The following is a 15,698-nucleotide window of genomic DNA, read 5'->3' as shown; positions in this document are numbered from 1 at the left end:
ATGCGGCCCCGACCAGCGTCAGGCGATATCGCGCATCCGGCTCATGTCTTTCGACGGCGGGCAACCGAACTGGCGGCTGTATTCGCGGCTGAACTGGGACGGGCTTTCGTAGCCGACGCGATAGCAGGCGCTGGACACATCAAGCCCCTCGCTGAGCATCAGCCGACGCGCCTCCTGCAGGCGCAACTGCTTCTGGTACTGCAACGGGCTCATCGCCGTGACCGCCTTGAAGCGGTGATGCAACGTGGAATTGCCGAGGTTGGCGACTCGAGCCAGCTCGTCGATCCGCAGCGGTTCGGTGTAGTGCTTGTTCAACCACTCGATTGCGCGCGTCACCCGGTGCGTCTGCGAATCGCCCAGCGCGATCTCGTAGAGGCGCCGCCCGCTGCGGCCGCGCAACAGCCGGTAGTACAGCTCACGCAACGCGAGCGGTGCGAGCATGCCGATATCGCGCGGCGTTTCCAGCAGGCGTACCAGGCGCAGCATCGTATCGAGCAGCGGTGCATCGACGCTGTCGAGAAACAGCCCGCGACCCGGCTCATCCGGTACACCCGCAGGCGGCGCGTCGGCAATCAACTGGGCGATCTCGGCCGGGTCGAGGTCCAGCCGCAGGCACAGATACGGCACTTCCGGACTGGCCTCTAGCACCTGACCGGACACCGGGAGCGTGACCGACACCACGAGGTAGTTGAGTGGATCGTAGAGGTAACGCTCATCCCACAGCGCAACCTCCTTGCGCCCCTGGACGATCAGGCAGAGTGCCGGGCGATGCACCGTGTGGATGGGCTCCGATGGCGCATCGCAGCGAATCACATGCAGCGGCGCTATCGCCGTTTCGAAGGCGCCCGGCTCCGGGACCCGCCGCATCAACAGATGCGCCAGTTCAGCCCGGTAAGCGCCGATATCCTGAAGCGTGGAAATGTTATCCATGTCGAAGCTCTCATCGATTGCCAAGTTAAGCAGACGCTAGCCACCGCGACCCGAAACCCGACCCAGGTGAGGTGGAAACATAACGCGCGGCGTTCAGACAAAGAAGCCGGCGTCCTGTAGGGTGATGCGCTCGCCTGATGGCGCCATTTTTTTGGGCGAATGAATTCGCCCCTACGGGCATTGGCGTTTGGCTGTGGGGCGAAATCGCCCCCAACGGGCCGCGTCTGTCTGTAGGGGCGAACTTGTTCGCCCACGCCCCTCAGGGATACCGGCTCGAATGCCTCTCGCGAGTGTCGAGGTATGCGTCGAGGCTCGTAATCGAGCGTAACGCAGTCTGGCCAAGCGCGGACCTAACGCCAGCTGCAACGGAGCGGGCCCGGTGCCACTCACTGGCGGTAAAGCACCATCCCGCCGTGGTAGAGCACACCGTCGCGGAAGGTGCCGTCCGCAGTGAAGCCGGTATCGTCCCAATACCGAATGTAGTTGCCTTCCACCTCATAGCGACCCTGGTAGGCACTTTCTCGCGTGCCGCGCGCCTCGTCATAGCGGCCGTTGGGCAAGAGTTCGTGGCGAACGTGACCGTCAGCCGTGACCCAAAGGCCAAAATACGGATGGTGCTCGGTTTCACAGGTCTGCATGGCTACCTCCGGGCGTGAACGCCGTTCAGCCGATCCGGCCAAGGGCCGTGTTGTCCGAGCCATCCTCGGCGACGCGAAATCGAGGCGTCCGCTCGGCCCCCTCTTCGACCACGCGAAAGCCAGGCGTACGCTCCGCGCCGTCCTCGGCCATCGAGATACCGACTGGCGAAAAGCTGGCGGCGCTGGCCATGACAATGCTGAAAGCGGTACCGATCAGAAATTGAGTGATGCGTTTCATGTGCTGTCCTCACAAGTCGAATAGCGGATTCGGAATGGCCGCTCCCTGCCCTTCGTGCTTTCCGTTTCGCAAATCCAGACTACGAACACGAGCCCACGAACCGTTATGCCGAAGGTGTCGTGGGCTTGCCTGATCCTGTATGGCGTGGCCGACCGCTCGACCGGCCACGCCGGCTGGATCGGGCCGGGCGTCAGCCGACGGCGACGGTCATGCCGCCATCGGCCATGACCACCGAGCCGACCATGAAGCTCGCGCGGTCGGAGGCGAGGAATGCGACGATCTCCGCGATCTCCTCCGGCTGCGCCGCCCGGCCAATCGGTGCGTTCTCACCGTGCTGGGCCAGGAAGCCCGGGCCGTCCTCAACTACGTCGTTGAGGATGTTGGTCACCACGTCACCGACGCCGATGGCATTGACACGAATGCCGTGCTCGATGGCCTCGAGCGCCAGCGTGCGGGTCAGCTGGGCCAGCGCGCCCTTGGACGCCGTGTACGCGGCAATGGTCGGGAACGCAAAGTAGGACGCATAGGACGCGATGTTGACGATGGCGCCCGAGCCGTGAGGCATCATCGCCTTTACCGCCTCGCGACAGTGCAGGAAGGCTGCGGTGGCGTTGACCGCCTGGATGCGCTCCCAGTCGTCGCGAGTCATGTCCACAACCTTCTTGTTGATGATGATGCCGGCGTTGTTGACCAGGATGTCCAGCCGGCCGAAGCGCTCCACAGCCAGGCCGACCGCGCGTTCGGCAGCACCGTCCTCGGTAATGTCGGCAACCAGCGGCTCCAGCCCCGGCCGTCTCAGCTGCTCGACGGCGGGGTTCCGGTCTTCGGCAACCACCTGGGCGCCCCGGGCGTGCAGCAGTTCGGCAATGGCCTTACCGATACCGCTGGCCGCGCCGGTGACCAGCGCAACCTTGCCTTCGACTTCGTTGGGAATCGGATACTTGATGTTGCTCATGATGCTCTCCTCATTTGCGAGTCGACGTGCCATTGGCGGCTCGTCGTGGACGGCTTCACGATCTCGTAACGGGAGGCGGCGGGCTTTCGCAGCTTTGCCAAAGCTGTCGGGGTTTTGCGCTGAACTGCGAAACCTTCGTTGACGAACGGCTACCGGTCGCTTCGCTGCGGCGCGCTAATCTGTAGCCATTTATCCGCCTGGAAACATAACCCATGGGGCCAGAGTCCATTGCCTGACGCGACGCACAGCTCCCCCGAATCGATGCTGCACGCCTTGCCGGGCGTGCCCCGGCGTGTGACGTTCGTTCCGGCCATGAAGGATGTCGTGGTGCTGCTCTTCGACCACCAGACCATCAACGAGCCGGTGTGGGTGCCGGTCGTGGCGGAGCCATTGCTCGTGTGGGTGATGTCGGGTGCGGCGAGGGTCGAAGAGCGTTCGCCGGGCGGTGAATGGGCGGCTGTTCATGTCCACGCGGGCGACTTCTTCCTCACCCACACCCGCGAGCCCTATGAAATGCGCTGGCAGACCGAGGGAGCCGAACCCTTCCAGGTCATGCATCTGTACCTTGGCCTGCCCTTGATCGATCGCGCCGCTCGGGAAGTGCTGGGCACCGAAGCCCCGCCAGTCGCATTTCCTGACGTCTCAGGGGCGCGAGACGAGCTAGTCCGCCTGTTGCTCGACCCGTTACGGCGGGAGCTGTTGAACGAACGCCCGCCGAGCGCCATGTTCGTGCTGGGCCTGACGCAGGCGCTGGCCGTACACCTGGTGCGCCGCTACCGCGGCACTGGTGGCCAGCGTCCACGCCGCAACGCGCTGCAGGCGTACAAACTGCGGCGCGTCATCGAGCGGATGACGGCTGGCCTGGCCGAGGACTTTCATCTGGCCGACCTCGCCAAGATCGCGGAACTGAGCGAATTCCATTTCAGCCGCCTGTTCAAGCACGCCACGGGTCTTTCCCCGTCTCGGTATTTCATTCGCTTGCGCATGGAACGCGCCCGGCGACTGCTGCGCGAAACGGACCGCAGTATCATCGACGTCGGAATGGAGGTCGGCTACTCGAGCCCCAGCCACTTCTCCCAGGTATTCCGCCGCGAAGTGGGCGTCACACCAAGCGTCTACCGCCAGGCGTGACGCCGGTTCTCAGCGCGCGTCCGTCGGCGCTCCGGATGGGTCGCCAGGCTTGCGGTCGTGCGCGGTATCCGGCTGCACGTCCGGGTTGTCGGTGACGAAATCCGGTTCGGGGGCATGGCTGGGGTTCTGGTCCTGCCCCGGCACCGGTTGCTGGTCGTGCGGTCTGTCGAGCGGGTCGATACTCATGGAACACCTCTGGAAAGGATGCGATGGGCTCCTGGCTTGGAGGCGCGCCGGGCGAGTTCGTGCGGGTCGGCCGTCGGTTCGAACCGGCTCGGGTCGCGGGCGGCCCGACTTGTCCAAACCGCTCATCCAGATTGCAGGCTTTTGCCATTGTTGACGCTACCCGCCAGCGCCAATATCCGGGCATCCAATAACAAGAAACCGGGAGCCAGCCATGCGCGACCATGCCACAGCGGCCAGCGAGTTCGATTACGACCAGACCGTCTCCACCCTCCTGTACGGCGACCTGAGCGCGATGAACGCCTGCGTCGAGTGCTGCGACCGGCATGCCGATACCGACAAGATCGCCCTCGTCTGGGAAGGCCGCGACGGCCAACGTGCGACCTGGACCTTCGCACAACTGAAGGACGCCGCCGCTCGCTTCGCCAATCTCCTTCACAGCCAGGGCATCGAACCGGGCGATACCGTCGCCGGCCTGCTACCGCGCACACCGGAGCTGTTGATCACCATCCTCGGCACCTGGCGCGCGGGCGCGATCTACCAGCCCCTTTTTACCGCCTTCGGCCCCAAGGCAGTCGAACACCGAATCAAGGAGTCCGGCGCGAAGCTCGTCGTGACCGATACCGCCAACAGCGAAAAGCTCGACGCCATCGAAGCGACGCCCCAGCGCCTGGTGGTGGGCGACGGCGCCGATGATTTCTGGACCCAGGTCAACCGTCATTCCACCGATTTCGAGCCGGTGCTGCTGCACGACGATGCGCCTTTCCTCGCCATGTTCACCTCTGGCACCACCGGCCCCGCAAAGCAGCTGCACGTTCCGCTCAAGGCCATCGTCGCCTTCGTCACCTATATGCGTGATGCGGTCGATCTCAGACCCGAAGACAGCTTCTGGAACATCGCCGACCCTGGCTGGGCCTATGGCCTGTACTACGCCGTCACCGGTCCCCTGGCGATGGGCCACAGCACCTTGTTCTACGAAGGCGGTTTCACCGTCGAAAGCACCAGCCGCATCGTCAATGAATACGGCATCACCAACATGGCCGGTTCGCCCACGGCCTTCCGCCTGTTGCTCGCCGCCCGCGAAGAGGTGGAAGGCTGCATAAAGGGCCGCCTGCGCGCGGTGAGCAGCGCTGGCGAGCCGCTCACACCTGAAGTCATCCGCTGGTTCAGCAGCGGCCTGGGCTGCACCATTCACGATCATTACGGCCAGACCGAACTGGGCATGGTCCTGTGTAACCACCATGCGCTCAGCCATCCCGTCCGCATCGGTACCGCCGGCTACGCGATGCCCGGGCATCGCGTCGTGGTACTCGACGAACAGCAACGCGAACTCGGGCCCGGCACGCCGGGCATGCTCGCGCTGGATCGCACACGCTCCCCGCTGCTCTGGTTCGGTGGCTACCTCGGCACCCGCACCAAAGCCTTCGTCGGCGACTACTACCTGAGCGGCGATACCGTGGAATTGAACGAAGATGGCAGCATTAGCTTCGTCGGCCGCGCGGACGATGTGATCACCACCTCGGGCTACCGCGTCGGTCCTTTCGACGTCGAAAGCGCCCTGGTCGAGCACCCGGCCGTGGTCGAAGCGGCCGTGATCGGCAAGCCTGACCCGGAGCGTACCGAGCTGGTAAAAGCCTTCGTCGTGCTGCATCCGAGCCAGACGGGCGACAAGGCGCTCGCCGACGCGCTGCAGCAACACGTCCGCCAGCGCCTGTCTGCCCATGCCTACCCACGCGAAATCGAATTCGTCAGCGAGCTACCGAAAACGCCAAGCGGCAAGATCCAGCGGTTCCTCCTGCGTGATCGCGAGAAAGCCGCCCAACAACCCACCGCCGCCGCAAGCTGAACACACCTCGCCCAGCCCCGCCGCCATGGCGCGGGGCTGCAGCAAGGCCACGCCGCTCACCGGTAATTCGACGCCATGATCGTTTCGACCGAAGACCGCTACCTGCCGACCGAACATGGCGACGTATTCTCCCGCCGCTGGCGCACCCGCCATGCCCATCGCACCCCGATCGTCCTGCTGCACGACTCGCTCGGTTGCGTCGAGCTATGGCGCGATTTCCCCGAACGCCTGGCCCTGGCCTGCGAGCGCGACGTCATCGCCTACGACCGACTCGGCTTCGGCCGCTCAGCCCCACACCCCGGGGGCTGGTCGAATCACTTCATCCGTGACGAAGCCCAGCGATACTTCCCGCCAGTGCGGGACATGCTTGATATCGAACACTTCATCGCCCTCGGCCACAGCGTCGGCGGCATCATGGCCTCGAGCCTCGCCGCACATCATCCGCGCCACTGCCAGGCGTTGATCACCATCGCCGCCCTCGCCTTCGTCGAAGACCGAACCCGCCACGGCATCCGCCAGACCCAGGCCGCCTTCGCTGAACCAGGCCAACTGGAACGCCTGCGCAAATACCATGGCGACAAAGCCGAATGGATCCTCGCCGCCTGGATCGATACCTGGCTGTCCGACAGCTACGCCGACTGGACCATCCAAACCAGCGCCCCCACCCTCACCTGCCCGCTCCTCGCCATCCAAGGCACAGACGATGAATACGGCACCGTCACCCACGCCCACCGCATCGCCGCACTCGCAACCGGTCGTGTAGAGACGTTATTGCTGAAGGGCTGCCAGCACGTCCCCCACCGGGAGCGACCGGAGCTGGTCGTCGATGCGATTGCAGGGTTTGTTGGGTGTTTGGAGGATTAGTGAGTGTGCTGGGACAGCGAATTTTTCGGCTTTCACTGTGTGTGACCCAACGCCTGGTTAAGGGGCGGGCTTTAGCCCGTCCCAGTGAGCGAAGCGAACGATTTGAACCACTAGTTAGGTTTCTTGGTACGGTACGCCATAAAGAACATTTCTAGCTCGCCCTTCAAATTCGTGCGCATATGTTTGTAAAGTACACCATTCAATGCGCGACAAACAATTAATGGCGGCGCTTCTAATGCTCGCCCATTCATTATGGCTAAACATAAATTGATCATCGCAGTGGAATGCATCACTGCTTAAATTTTCGCAGCTTTCAAATATTGAGAGTAACTCGTTTTTTATATAAGCTGGAATGTCATTTCCGTAATCGTCAGCAAAATCTTTAATCCTTAATATTTTTTCGCTCCACACTTCGCATGCGGGGCAGTATGGTATCGATTCGCTCTGCTGTTTTGCTTCGAGTGCAAGAAATTCTAGCCCGTAGCAGAGTTGTAGGAACGAAAGTAGCTTTTCATACTCATCATCTGCATACCAGTTCCATACCCTGGCTGAGAAGCTGGTTTCCATGTGATACCTAACGTTTGGTTAAGGGGCGGGCTTTAGCCCGTCCCAGTGAGCGAAGCGAGCGATTTAAACCACTGGATAGGCCATGGCGACCTAGGTAACGTAGATATCTACAACCGCAGCTAGTATCTGAAAAACCAAGCTGATACCGATGATTACTACGACTAGTTTTAATAGTCGGCGATTATTCACAGCTGAACGGCTAGACTGCAAAATCCTTAGGTTGAGTTCTTCAGTAGTTATTGAGCGGGTCATACCAGATTTTGCGGTATTGTAAGCGTCCAAAAAAATAGTTTCAGGTAGCTTCTCTTCGGCCACCTTGATACTTAGGTCACCGAAATCTAGCCGCGAGGAAATGAACAGGGCAATGGCTTGTAGCAGGATAGCTGCCAACCCGATTAGTTTTCCGACTACAACAACCTGCTCTGGATTCATCTACAGCCTAACGTTTGGTTAAGGGGCTGGCTTTAGCCAGTCCCAGTGAGCGCAGCGAACGGTTTGAACCAGTTGTTAGAGACAGATCTAACTCGTAATAATGTCGTATGCAAAGACAATTTTTTCTATCTGGATAGATGCAGCTCTTCTGTCATCTGCGACAGCAGTTATGAAATTTGTTTTCTTACAGTCAGGAATTTCATCGTCGGTTAGTAGATTTACGTCCATCCATTTTCCGTCATCGGAGATGGCGGTTATGTTGCTGATAGCGATTACATGACCATCGACTGTTCTCAAACCGAAATACCATTGATCTTGCATCATTCGAGCAGTGTACCAAGCGGGCAAAACCTCAATAGCGGCGCCTGCATCTGTGATCATGGCTATCTTCTTGTTTATTTTTCGCCATTGCTTTTCTGTAAACCATAAACTTCCGAGTGCTGTTAGTCCGCTAATAACGGCGATAACTGTTTCTAGCATAGTTGCCTCTAACGTTTGGTTAAGGGGCGGGCTTTAGCCCGTCCCAGCGAACGAAGCGAGCGATTTGAGCGCATTGTTATGCGCCTTCCGCTGGATTGTTTGCCTTGTAAAGGTAAATGTATACGCCTGCTAGAATTCCAATAGCAATTGCGTAGCCGCCAATCATGGTGATTGACACAGGTTGGAAAGCAGCTTGAAAGGTCGTTTTTTCTGCCTGCATTATGAAGTAGATAGCCCCGAAGCTGGCTCCCGAAATCGAGCCGCAAGCTAAAGAAGCTGCATAACCAAACAAAATTAGTAGTTGACCTTTCAGTCTATTGCTTTTGAAAGCTAGTAATGTGGCAAAGAAAAGCCATGATACAAGGGCTGCGCTAGAAAAAAGCCCGAGATTCATTGCCCAATAGTGCAATTCGCGACCTCCCACCGGCGAGGTATAAACGGCCAGCAAGGTGGTAAATGCAGCAATTCCGCCGGTGATAATTAGGTTAGCTGAACGCATTACTTTCCTTAGTGCATAACGTTTGGTTAAGGGGCGGGCTTTAGCCCGTCCCAACGAGCGAAGCGAGTGATTTGAACCATTTGTTAGCCTGCAGATACACCGAAAAACTGCCGTGCAGATTTTGCAAGCGCTGGAAGCTGACCAAGTTCTGTGCAGATGTTTCCTTCGAACTTCCATGGCTCAGTAATTCCGAGGTTTGAAATGGAGACCTTAAAGTTTACGATGCCGCGATAGTTGCAGGTTGCCTCCAGCATAAATTCACCTTCTATTGATTCCCACTTTTCAGAGGTTTGCCAAGGCAGCTCATGGCTTGCAAGGTATTCAAAAAGATTTGCCAGGCCGTATGCATCGGTATACGCCCAAACCTCACGCTTAACACTTTGCGCAGAAGAACTGAAACAGACAGAAAAGTAGTCGCCTTGCACGTCATCAAAGATGAGTGTGTTGCCAGACTCTGTAGAGTGAATAGCGAACATCTCTTTCCTCTGTAGGCTAACGTTTGGTTAAGGGGCCGGCTTTAGCCGGTCCCAGTGAGCGAAGCGAGCGATTTGAACCACTAGTTAGGTGCTGGATTAACCGATAACACTGCTTCATGCACTCCGCTTTCGGGGTTAAATGGCACAAAGCTGTTTACCGCTTTTTGAACCCACAACTTACCGCACGACTGACACTCGTAGGCCATAATAGAGCTGTTCAATAATGCGCTTCCGATAATGTCGTAGCAGGCTTCGGCCGCTTTCGGTCGCCAGGGCGTATTTCCGTATCGATTATCTAAATGAGCCTCTAGATTTCCAGCTTTTGCTGCAATTAATAGAGAGTTCATTTCTTGCGCCAAATCTTGAATAAAATTCTCTTCCTGCTGATCTTTTATGATCGAGGCTTTGTGGGGCAGTGAATCCGTTTGATCACGGATTATGTTGCCGCATGTGCATGCAAGCTTACTCATGAAGCACCTAACGATTAAGCTAAGGGGCCGGCTTTAGCCGGTCCCGGTGAGCGGAGCGAACGGCTTAAGCGCATTGTTAGCCGCTTGACTGGAGTAAGGGGTTTTGTAGATCAAAGCATTGACTCATTACTGGCATGTTCATCCCACCCGGAGCATCAATGAAAGTTTCTGTCTATGACGGTAAGTGCATTCATATGGCTAACGTTTGGTTAAGGGGCGGGCTTTAGCCCGTCCCAGTGAGCGAAGCGAACGATTTGAACCAGCAGTTAGAAGCCATTACGCACCGGTACTCCAATAGAATAGGACAAAATTATTAGGGGTTTCGTACAGGTATTCAAATTCATTCCATTTGTTTGCCAGCGCGATCACATTGGAATCGCAAGGAAAGAGATTGGAGGATGGATAGCTAGGAGATCGATTCTTGTTCAAAAATACGCCCCACCTATCTGGGTCATATATTGCGCCTGAATTTATTTTTTTATTTATACATTTCTCAATTGATTCAACTATACCCTGGATATTTCCCCGGGCATCTTCATGCGGGATGTCCTCGGCTTTCTGAATCGCCGGAAAAAGCCATTTCTCCACGATCAAGTCAATTTCGCTATTGAGAGTTTCGTTTATGCTCCACTCTTCATAAAAATGAAGTGCATAATTCATTAGCGCCAAAAATGCGAAGGAGGTAAGTGAATCTGTTTTCTTCTCGCAGAAAAAGATACTTGCCGAGCAGAGCCCTTCATCGAACGTCCGATACTCAACATGGTCAACGCGAATGCCCGACGAATGTAGCAGCGCTTCCTTGAAGCAGTTGCCAGAGGTGCTTAGCTCGATGATTTCGGCGGCTTTCATATTATTGGCTATGGCTTCTAACTATAATTAGACACCAATTGGTGTATAAGCGGCCGAACGGGCTTGGTGTATAACATTCCGGCTCAACCCTAATTTTCGTTTAACTTCAATGCGTTACCCGGCGCAGTGACCTGATAAGGTGTTTATGCACCATTCGCTTGGCACGCCGGTGGCGGTGTTTCGATGCGATGTGAATGTGCCATACGGTACGTCATGCAGGTAAGCGAAACCATGGCGTGCTACGCAAAGCGCTTGCGGGAAATCGCCTTTCGTCGTGCTGCGGTGCAGCACAGTAGCCGGCATGGAACAGGCACCACTAAAAGAACGTGGGAGCCGTCCACGACTATCACTTACGCACCCACCGGTTTGACTGCCGTGTCGGCCGCTTCGTAGAGTCAGCTGCTGCCCCCTCTCCTGCTCGGAGCGCCCCATGATCGACCTGACTTTGCTGCTCGCCTTTGTCGCAGCCGCCTCGCTTCTTACCGTTACGCCAGGTGTGGATACAGCGATCGTGTTGCGGTCCGCGGCAGTGGGTGGGCGACGGCAGGCGGTGATGGCTTCGGCCGGTATTACCTTGGGTTGCCTGACCTGGGGAGCGGCAGTGTCGCTTGGCTTGGGTGCTTTGCTTCATGCGTCCGAGATGGCCTATAGCGTCGTGAAATTGGCCGGTGCGGCGTACCTCGTCTGGCTTGGGATCGGGCTGCTATTGCGGCCTCGGACGAGTTTCGAGACGGGGGCTGGCAAGGCAGCGGCTGGCAGCCTCGATGCGTTCTGGCGGGGGCTGCTGACGAACCTGCTGAACCCGAAGATCGGCGTCTTCTACATCACCTTTCTACCGCAGTTCGTTCCGCAGGGGGCCGGCGTGGCGGGGTATTCGTTCTTTCTGACGTGCGTCCACGTCGCACTGACGCTGGTCTGGTTTGGCGTGCTGATCGCCGCTACGGTGCCGCTGGGGCGTTTTCTGCGGCGTCCGAGCCTGATGAAGGCGCTCGATCGCATTACCGGGGGCGTGCTCGTCGCATTCGGGGTCAGGCTGGCGACGTCCCCGGCGCCTTGACAGGGCATACCTCGGGCCCGCGCCGAGTCGGGCGTCGCGCCGTCCGATTCGTGCCGTTACCTCGACTCGCCTCTCACGACCAAGCCGATGCCGACCGCCGACACAGCGGTTCCCAGCACCATCCAGGCCGACAAGGGTTCGTCGAACATCACCCAGGCCCACAGCAGTGTCACGCCCGGGCTGAGATAGAGCACGCTGGCGACGCGGGTCGGTGAGGAGCGGTTCACGCAGACCCAGTAGAGGCCGTACCCTCCGAGGGTCGCCAGTCCGGCGGTCCAGAGGACGCTTAAGGCGAAGCCTGAATTCACCACCGGAAGCAGACTCCCCTCGCTGCCCGCGACGAACGCGAAGGCGATACCGGAAATCCCGCATTGCAGCCAGAGGTTGGGTAGCAGACCGAGCGCATTGGCGGCAGCGCCCCGCTGCCGCTTCCACAGGGTCGCGATCGCCAGGGACAGCATGCCCAGCAGCGGCAATCCGTACGCCCACGGGGGCGCACCGCCCCAGGCCAGGGCATCCCAGGTTACGAGCAGTACCCCGCTCAAGCCCACCGCCAATCCAAGCCAGACACGCCTGCCCAGCCGTTGCCGCAGCACCAGCGTCGTCAGCAGGGCCATGCCGATAGGCAGCAGGTCCGCCAGCAGCGCGGCGAGGCCCGCCGGCACGCCGAGTGCGATGCCCTGGACCACCCCGTAGAGATAGCCGGCCATGGCCAGCAGACCGATGCTGGCGTTTTCCAGCAGGACGGCCGGCGATGCGCGGCGTAGCGACCGGGCCACGAAGGGCAGCAGGATCAGGGTGACCAGGACGCAACGCCAGAAGACCACCAGCATCGGCGACGCATGATCGATGGAGAAGCGTGCCCCGATGAAGCCGGAGCTCCACGAAACGACCAGCGCGGCTTCCAGCAGCGGCAAGGGAAGGTAGTTCAGCCACTGCGCCAGGGCACGGCGACGAGATGAGGCGACTCGAGCGATCGTGTTCATGGACACAGGCTAGAGCCAGCCTCTAATCTAATAAATCAAAACTTATTTCAATACTCGTTCAGAAAAGGTGAATCATGACAGCCACTCTGGATATCGAGCTTGTCCGCACCTTTCATGCGGTCGCCCGGATGGGCCGGTTCAAGGCGGCCGCGGAATATCTGCACAAGAGTCCGGCCGCCATCAGCGTGCATATTCAACGGCTGGAGGCAATCGCCAACGGCCGGCTGCTGGAGCGGGATAACCAGGCGGTTTCGCTGACCTCGCTTGGCAAGCGGCTACTGGCCTCGACCCAGGATTTGCTGCGCGTGCATGACCGCGTCCTGGCCGATCTGCAGGGCACACGGCTCACTGGACGGGTCAAGCTGGGCGTGCCCGACGACTATGCCGAGCATGTGATCAGGGACATCCTGCCCGCCTTCACCGCGGCCTGGCCCAATGTGATCCTCGATGTGAAGACGGCGCCGAGCCATACACTGCGCAACGAGGTGGAACGCGGCAAGCTGCACGCGGCGGTGGTCGCCCGCGCCAAGTGCGCGCAGGCCGACGAGGCACAGGTTCTGACGGCGACGACTCCCGTATGGGTTGGTCCGGCGACCGGCATGCCTGAACGAGCCGAGCCGCTTCCGCTTGCCGTCTATGCCGCCGATTGCCCATACCGCGAGGCGATGATGAGTTCGCTGAAGCAGGCCGGTCGAAATTGGCGCGTGATCATCGATAGCCCGTCCAGCCAGGCCGTGCGGGCCTGTGTCGAAGCCGGACTGGCGATCAGCCTGATCGACCGCGCGCGGATCACGCCGCAGATGCGCGTGCTCGACGGTCTGCCCGCAATTGCCGAGCATGAAGTCGTCTTCATACGAGCGACCAAATCCCAGGCCGACGAAGCAGTCGACCTGCTCGGTGAAAGCGTGCGCCAAAACTTCCGGCTCTAAGCCGCCGCAGCTCGTCGGCCGCCGGGCTGAACAACTCGGGAGCGCCGATACTCAGAGCCATCCTGGACAGACCGGCGGAGTACACCATGTCCCATTACACTGGCGGCTGCCTGTGTGGCCGCGTGCGCATCCTGGCCAGCGGAGAGCCGTATCGTGTTGGCATCTGTCACTGCCTGGATTGCCGCAAGCATCACGGCGCCCTCTTCTATGCAGCCGCCATCTTTCCGCCTGCCTCGGTCGAGGTCGAAGGCGAAACGCACGAGTTCGCCGGTCGGCATTTCTGCCCCCGCTGCGGCTCATCCGTTTTTTCGTACATGGCCGGCGAGCTGGAAGTGCACCTGGGTGCGCTCGATGCGCCTGACCAACTGACGCCCACCTATGAATGCTGGACGGTTCGACGCGAGGGGTGGCTGCCGCCCTTCCCGCTCGATCGCCAGTACACGCATGACCGGGTGGCAGACGAACCGACAACAGGCGAGCCAGGCTGAAGGCGTCAGCCTACGCCTGTCGGGCCGTCGATGACGATGCGCACCTTTCGACCGAGCTCGCTGGGTGTATAGGGTTTGGAAATGACGTCGAACTCGGTGCCGCCTGCATCGGTACGCTCCAGCGAGCTTTCCGCGTATCCGGTCGTCAGCAGGACCTTCAGGCCCGCCCGACGGCGCTTGGCCTCCCGCGCCAGCATGACCCCATTCATCCCGCCGGGCATGATGAGGTCGGTAAAGAGCAGGTCGTAGTCGGCCTGTTCCAGCATCTGCAGGGCGTCGCTGGCGGTCAGGGCCACATCCGCGACATACCCGTAGTCTTCGAGAACGGTCCGCGCCAATTCCGCGACATCGGGTCGGTCGTCGACCACCAGGATGCGCTCTGATCCGCTACGTTCCTGCGGCCGTTCGTTGGCGCGCAGATGAAGAATCTGGCCGTCGTCTGCGGGGAAATACAGTCGCAGTGTCGAGCCGACGCCCTCTTCGGAGTAGATGCGAACGATGCCACCCGATTGTTTGACGAAGCCGTAGACCATCGACAACCCAAGCCCTGATCCCTTGCCCTCGTCCTTGGTGCTGAAGAAGGGATCCATCACGCGTGCCCGGATGCTGGCGGGCATGCCGACGCCGTTGTCGGTGACCGCGACGCTGACGTAACGCCCCGGCAACAGCCCTTCGTAGGGCAGCTTGCCCTGATCCTCGACCAGGACGTTTTTCGTCTCGATGCTGACCGTCGGGTTTTCGCGACCGTCCAGCGCATCCCGCGCGTTGATCAGGATGTTCAAGAAGGCCACTTCAGCCTGTGTCGGGTCGATGCGGCAGTTCCACAGGTTGGCGTCGAAGTTGTGTCGTATCCGCGCACTGCCCAGGGTGCGCTCGGCCAGCTCCTGCAGGTCGCTGATCAGGGTGTTGAGGTTGAGCACCCGCCCTTCCAGTTTCTGCTTGCGCGAAAACGCCAGCAGTTGCTGGGTGAGCGTGGCGGCCCGGTCCGCAGCGCTGCGTGCATGGCGAACGCTGCGCTGGATCCGCTCCTGGTCGTAGGTGGGCTTCATGGCGGCGCGGTCCAGCACTTCGAGGTAGCCGATCATGACCTGGAGCAGGTTGTTGAAGTCGTGCGCGATACCCCCGGTGAGCTGGCCCAGCGCTTCCATCTTCTGCGCCTGGCGAAGCCCCTCCTCGGCGTCACGGCGGCGGCTCACATCCAATTGGGAGGCAAAGAAATAGATGAGGTCACCGGCATCGTTGTAGACCGGGGAAATGAATAGCGCATTCCAGAAGGTGGAACCGTCCTTGCGGTAGTTGATCAGCTCGACCGACACCTCACAGCGAGCCTCCACCGCTTCTCGTACCTGCGCGACCACGGCGCGGTCCGTTTCCGGCCCCTGGAGAAAGCGGCAGTTGCGTCCAACGATCTCGTCTCGGGTATAGCCGGTCATCTCGAGAAACGAGCGGTTGGCGAAGATGATCGGGTTGTCGTCACGGTTCGGGTCCGTGACGATCATGGGCATGCGGGTGGTTTCCACCGCGGCGAAGAAGATGTTCTTGCCGGAGCCGGAGATGTCACCAGTAGAGCTGTTATCGACGCGGAAATCGTGGTCGCCTTTGTTCGCCATCAACGCACCTGAAAGGACAGCATGGCGCCCAGCGGGGTGCGAGCACCTTCCTTATTTGCGATCAACGAAA

At 59.7% G+C, this 15,698-nt stretch carries 20 protein-coding genes; 6 read left to right on the top strand and 14 right to left on the bottom strand.

All coding sequences use genetic code 11. The features are described 5' to 3' along the window. Positions 1-18 precede the first annotated feature (18 nt). The 4 genes from MST27_RS06460 to MST27_RS06445 form a co-directional block, all read right to left on the bottom strand. Positions 19-930, bottom strand: a complete 912-nt coding sequence (locus tag MST27_RS06460; RefSeq protein ID WP_243605183.1) for an AraC family transcriptional regulator — start codon at positions 928-930, stop codon at positions 19-21. Positions 931-1,316: 386 nt separating this feature from the next. Continuing rightward, positions 1,317-1,568, bottom strand: a complete 252-nt coding sequence (locus tag MST27_RS06455; protein ID WP_243605182.1) for an Atu4866 domain-containing protein — start codon at positions 1,566-1,568, stop codon at positions 1,317-1,319. A 25-nt stretch (positions 1,569-1,593) separates the two neighbouring features. Further along, on the bottom strand, positions 1,594-1,806 hold the full coding sequence (locus tag MST27_RS06450) for a hypothetical protein (RefSeq protein WP_243605181.1): 213 nt from the start codon (positions 1,804-1,806) through the stop codon (positions 1,594-1,596). A 190-nt stretch (positions 1,807-1,996) separates the two neighbouring features. Then, positions 1,997-2,761, bottom strand: a complete 765-nt coding sequence (locus MST27_RS06445; RefSeq protein WP_243605180.1) for an SDR family NAD(P)-dependent oxidoreductase — start codon at positions 2,759-2,761, stop codon at positions 1,997-1,999. Positions 2,762-3,022: 261 nt separating this feature from the next. On the opposite strand from MST27_RS06445, the gene MST27_RS06440 reads away from it, so the two are divergent. Then, the gene (locus MST27_RS06440; protein ID WP_243605388.1) at positions 3,023-3,892 is read left to right on the top strand and encodes an AraC family transcriptional regulator; all 870 of its coding nucleotides are present in this window, start codon (positions 3,023-3,025) and stop codon (positions 3,890-3,892) included. Between the two features lie 9 nt (positions 3,893-3,901). Here MST27_RS06440 and MST27_RS06435 read toward each other — a convergent pair whose 3' ends face one another. Next, a complete protein-coding gene (locus MST27_RS06435) occupies positions 3,902-4,078 on the bottom strand; it encodes a hypothetical protein (RefSeq protein WP_243605179.1) in 177 nt (58 codons plus the stop codon). A gap of 211 nt (positions 4,079-4,289) precedes the next feature. Here MST27_RS06435 and MST27_RS06430 point away from each other — a divergent pair, with 211 nt between their 5' ends. Both MST27_RS06430 and MST27_RS06425 read left to right on the top strand, forming a co-directional pair. Further along, a complete protein-coding gene (locus MST27_RS06430; RefSeq protein ID WP_243605178.1) occupies positions 4,290-5,921 on the top strand; it encodes an AMP-binding protein in 1,632 nt (543 codons plus the stop codon). Positions 5,922-5,996: 75 nt separating this feature from the next. After that, entirely contained in the window at positions 5,997-6,785 is a 789-nt protein-coding gene (locus MST27_RS06425; RefSeq protein WP_243605177.1) for an alpha/beta fold hydrolase, read from the top strand. A 114-nt stretch (positions 6,786-6,899) separates the two neighbouring features. Here MST27_RS06425 and MST27_RS06420 read toward each other — a convergent pair whose 3' ends face one another. From MST27_RS06420 to MST27_RS06390, 7 genes are all read right to left on the bottom strand, one after another. Further along, a complete protein-coding gene (locus tag MST27_RS06420; RefSeq protein WP_243605176.1) occupies positions 6,900-7,352 on the bottom strand; it encodes a hypothetical protein in 453 nt (150 codons plus the stop codon). A gap of 90 nt (positions 7,353-7,442) precedes the next feature. After that, positions 7,443-7,784: a hypothetical protein gene (locus MST27_RS06415; protein ID WP_243605175.1), complete on the bottom strand. Its 342-nt coding sequence runs from the start codon at positions 7,782-7,784 to the stop codon at positions 7,443-7,445. A gap of 87 nt (positions 7,785-7,871) precedes the next feature. After that, the gene (locus tag MST27_RS06410; protein WP_243605174.1) at positions 7,872-8,264 is read right to left on the bottom strand and encodes a hypothetical protein; all 393 of its coding nucleotides are present in this window, start codon (positions 8,262-8,264) and stop codon (positions 7,872-7,874) included. Between the two features lie 76 nt (positions 8,265-8,340). Next, positions 8,341-8,763 (bottom strand): hypothetical protein, encoded by a 423-nt coding sequence (locus MST27_RS06405; RefSeq protein ID WP_243605173.1) that lies wholly within the window; start codon positions 8,761-8,763, stop codon positions 8,341-8,343. A gap of 83 nt (positions 8,764-8,846) precedes the next feature. Continuing rightward, positions 8,847-9,239 carry a DUF6228 family protein gene (locus MST27_RS06400; protein WP_243605172.1) on the bottom strand — a complete coding sequence of 131 codons (393 nt, stop codon included), beginning with the start codon at positions 9,237-9,239 and terminating at the stop codon, positions 8,847-8,849. A gap of 80 nt (positions 9,240-9,319) precedes the next feature. Further along, positions 9,320-9,709, bottom strand: a complete 390-nt coding sequence (locus MST27_RS06395) for a hypothetical protein (protein WP_243605171.1) — start codon at positions 9,707-9,709, stop codon at positions 9,320-9,322. 276 nt (positions 9,710-9,985) lie between these two features. Then, complete coding sequence (locus tag MST27_RS06390; protein WP_243605170.1) at positions 9,986-10,558, bottom strand: hypothetical protein; 573 nt, start codon at positions 10,556-10,558, stop codon at positions 9,986-9,988. A gap of 430 nt (positions 10,559-10,988) precedes the next feature. Here MST27_RS06390 and MST27_RS06385 point away from each other — a divergent pair, with 430 nt between their 5' ends. Then, entirely contained in the window at positions 10,989-11,615 is a 627-nt protein-coding gene (locus MST27_RS06385; RefSeq protein WP_243605169.1) for a LysE family translocator, read from the top strand. Between the two features lie 56 nt (positions 11,616-11,671). Here MST27_RS06385 and MST27_RS06380 read toward each other — a convergent pair whose 3' ends face one another. Next, positions 11,672-12,601, bottom strand: coding sequence for a DMT family transporter (locus tag MST27_RS06380; RefSeq protein ID WP_243605168.1), 930 nt, complete (start codon positions 12,599-12,601; stop codon positions 11,672-11,674). Between the two features lie 74 nt (positions 12,602-12,675). Here MST27_RS06380 and MST27_RS06375 point away from each other — a divergent pair, with 74 nt between their 5' ends. After that, positions 12,676-13,530 (top strand): LysR substrate-binding domain-containing protein, encoded by an 855-nt coding sequence (locus tag MST27_RS06375; RefSeq protein WP_243605167.1) that lies wholly within the window; start codon positions 12,676-12,678, stop codon positions 13,528-13,530. An 86-nt stretch (positions 13,531-13,616) separates the two neighbouring features. Beyond that, positions 13,617-14,018 carry a GFA family protein gene (locus tag MST27_RS06370; RefSeq protein ID WP_243605166.1) on the top strand — a complete coding sequence of 134 codons (402 nt, stop codon included), beginning with the start codon at positions 13,617-13,619 and terminating at the stop codon, positions 14,016-14,018. Positions 14,019-14,023: 5 nt separating this feature from the next. Here MST27_RS06370 and MST27_RS06365 read toward each other — a convergent pair whose 3' ends face one another. Beyond that, the gene (locus tag MST27_RS06365; protein WP_243605165.1) at positions 14,024-15,628 is read right to left on the bottom strand and encodes a histidine kinase famiy protein; all 1,605 of its coding nucleotides are present in this window, start codon (positions 15,626-15,628) and stop codon (positions 14,024-14,026) included. Positions 15,629-15,698 lie beyond the last annotated feature (70 nt).

This window comes from Stutzerimonas marianensis, assembly GCF_022810315.1.
In the GTDB taxonomy this organism is placed as follows: Bacteria; Pseudomonadota; Gammaproteobacteria; order Pseudomonadales; family Pseudomonadaceae; genus Stutzerimonas; species Stutzerimonas marianensis.
This window is presented reverse-complemented; position numbering and strand designations above follow the sequence as displayed.

Bases quoted from the DNA above. Each gene is read 5' to 3' on its own strand.
- MST27_RS06460 (WP_243605183.1), bottom strand. From the start codon at position 930: ATGGATAACATTTCCACGCTTCAGGATATCGGCGCTTACCGGGCTGAA.
- MST27_RS06455 (WP_243605182.1), bottom strand. From the start codon at position 1,568: ATGCAGACCTGTGAAACCGAGCACCATCCGTATTTTGGCCTTTGGGTC.
- MST27_RS06450 (WP_243605181.1), bottom strand. From the start codon at position 1,806: ATGAAACGCATCACTCAATTTCTGATCGGTACCGCTTTCAGCATTGTC.
- MST27_RS06445 (WP_243605180.1), bottom strand. From the start codon at position 2,761: ATGAGCAACATCAAGTATCCGATTCCCAACGAAGTCGAAGGCAAGGTT.
- MST27_RS06440 (WP_243605388.1), top strand. From the start codon at position 3,023: ATGCTGCACGCCTTGCCGGGCGTGCCCCGGCGTGTGACGTTCGTTCCG.
- MST27_RS06435 (WP_243605179.1), bottom strand. From the start codon at position 4,078: ATGAGTATCGACCCGCTCGACAGACCGCACGACCAGCAACCGGTGCCG.
- MST27_RS06430 (WP_243605178.1), top strand. From the start codon at position 4,290: ATGCGCGACCATGCCACAGCGGCCAGCGAGTTCGATTACGACCAGACC.
- MST27_RS06425 (WP_243605177.1), top strand. From the start codon at position 5,997: ATGATCGTTTCGACCGAAGACCGCTACCTGCCGACCGAACATGGCGAC.
- MST27_RS06420 (WP_243605176.1), bottom strand. From the start codon at position 7,352: ATGGAAACCAGCTTCTCAGCCAGGGTATGGAACTGGTATGCAGATGAT.
- MST27_RS06415 (WP_243605175.1), bottom strand. From the start codon at position 7,784: ATGAATCCAGAGCAGGTTGTTGTAGTCGGAAAACTAATCGGGTTGGCA.
- MST27_RS06410 (WP_243605174.1), bottom strand. From the start codon at position 8,264: ATGCTAGAAACAGTTATCGCCGTTATTAGCGGACTAACAGCACTCGGA.
- MST27_RS06405 (WP_243605173.1), bottom strand. From the start codon at position 8,763: ATGCGTTCAGCTAACCTAATTATCACCGGCGGAATTGCTGCATTTACC.
- MST27_RS06400 (WP_243605172.1), bottom strand. From the start codon at position 9,239: ATGTTCGCTATTCACTCTACAGAGTCTGGCAACACACTCATCTTTGAT.
- MST27_RS06395 (WP_243605171.1), bottom strand. From the start codon at position 9,709: ATGAGTAAGCTTGCATGCACATGCGGCAACATAATCCGTGATCAAACG.
- MST27_RS06390 (WP_243605170.1), bottom strand. From the start codon at position 10,558: ATGAAAGCCGCCGAAATCATCGAGCTAAGCACCTCTGGCAACTGCTTC.
- MST27_RS06385 (WP_243605169.1), top strand. From the start codon at position 10,989: ATGATCGACCTGACTTTGCTGCTCGCCTTTGTCGCAGCCGCCTCGCTT.
- MST27_RS06380 (WP_243605168.1), bottom strand. From the start codon at position 12,601: ATGAACACGATCGCTCGAGTCGCCTCATCTCGTCGCCGTGCCCTGGCG.
- MST27_RS06375 (WP_243605167.1), top strand. From the start codon at position 12,676: ATGACAGCCACTCTGGATATCGAGCTTGTCCGCACCTTTCATGCGGTC.
- MST27_RS06370 (WP_243605166.1), top strand. From the start codon at position 13,617: ATGTCCCATTACACTGGCGGCTGCCTGTGTGGCCGCGTGCGCATCCTG.
- MST27_RS06365 (WP_243605165.1), bottom strand. From the start codon at position 15,628: ATGGCGAACAAAGGCGACCACGATTTCCGCGTCGATAACAGCTCTACT.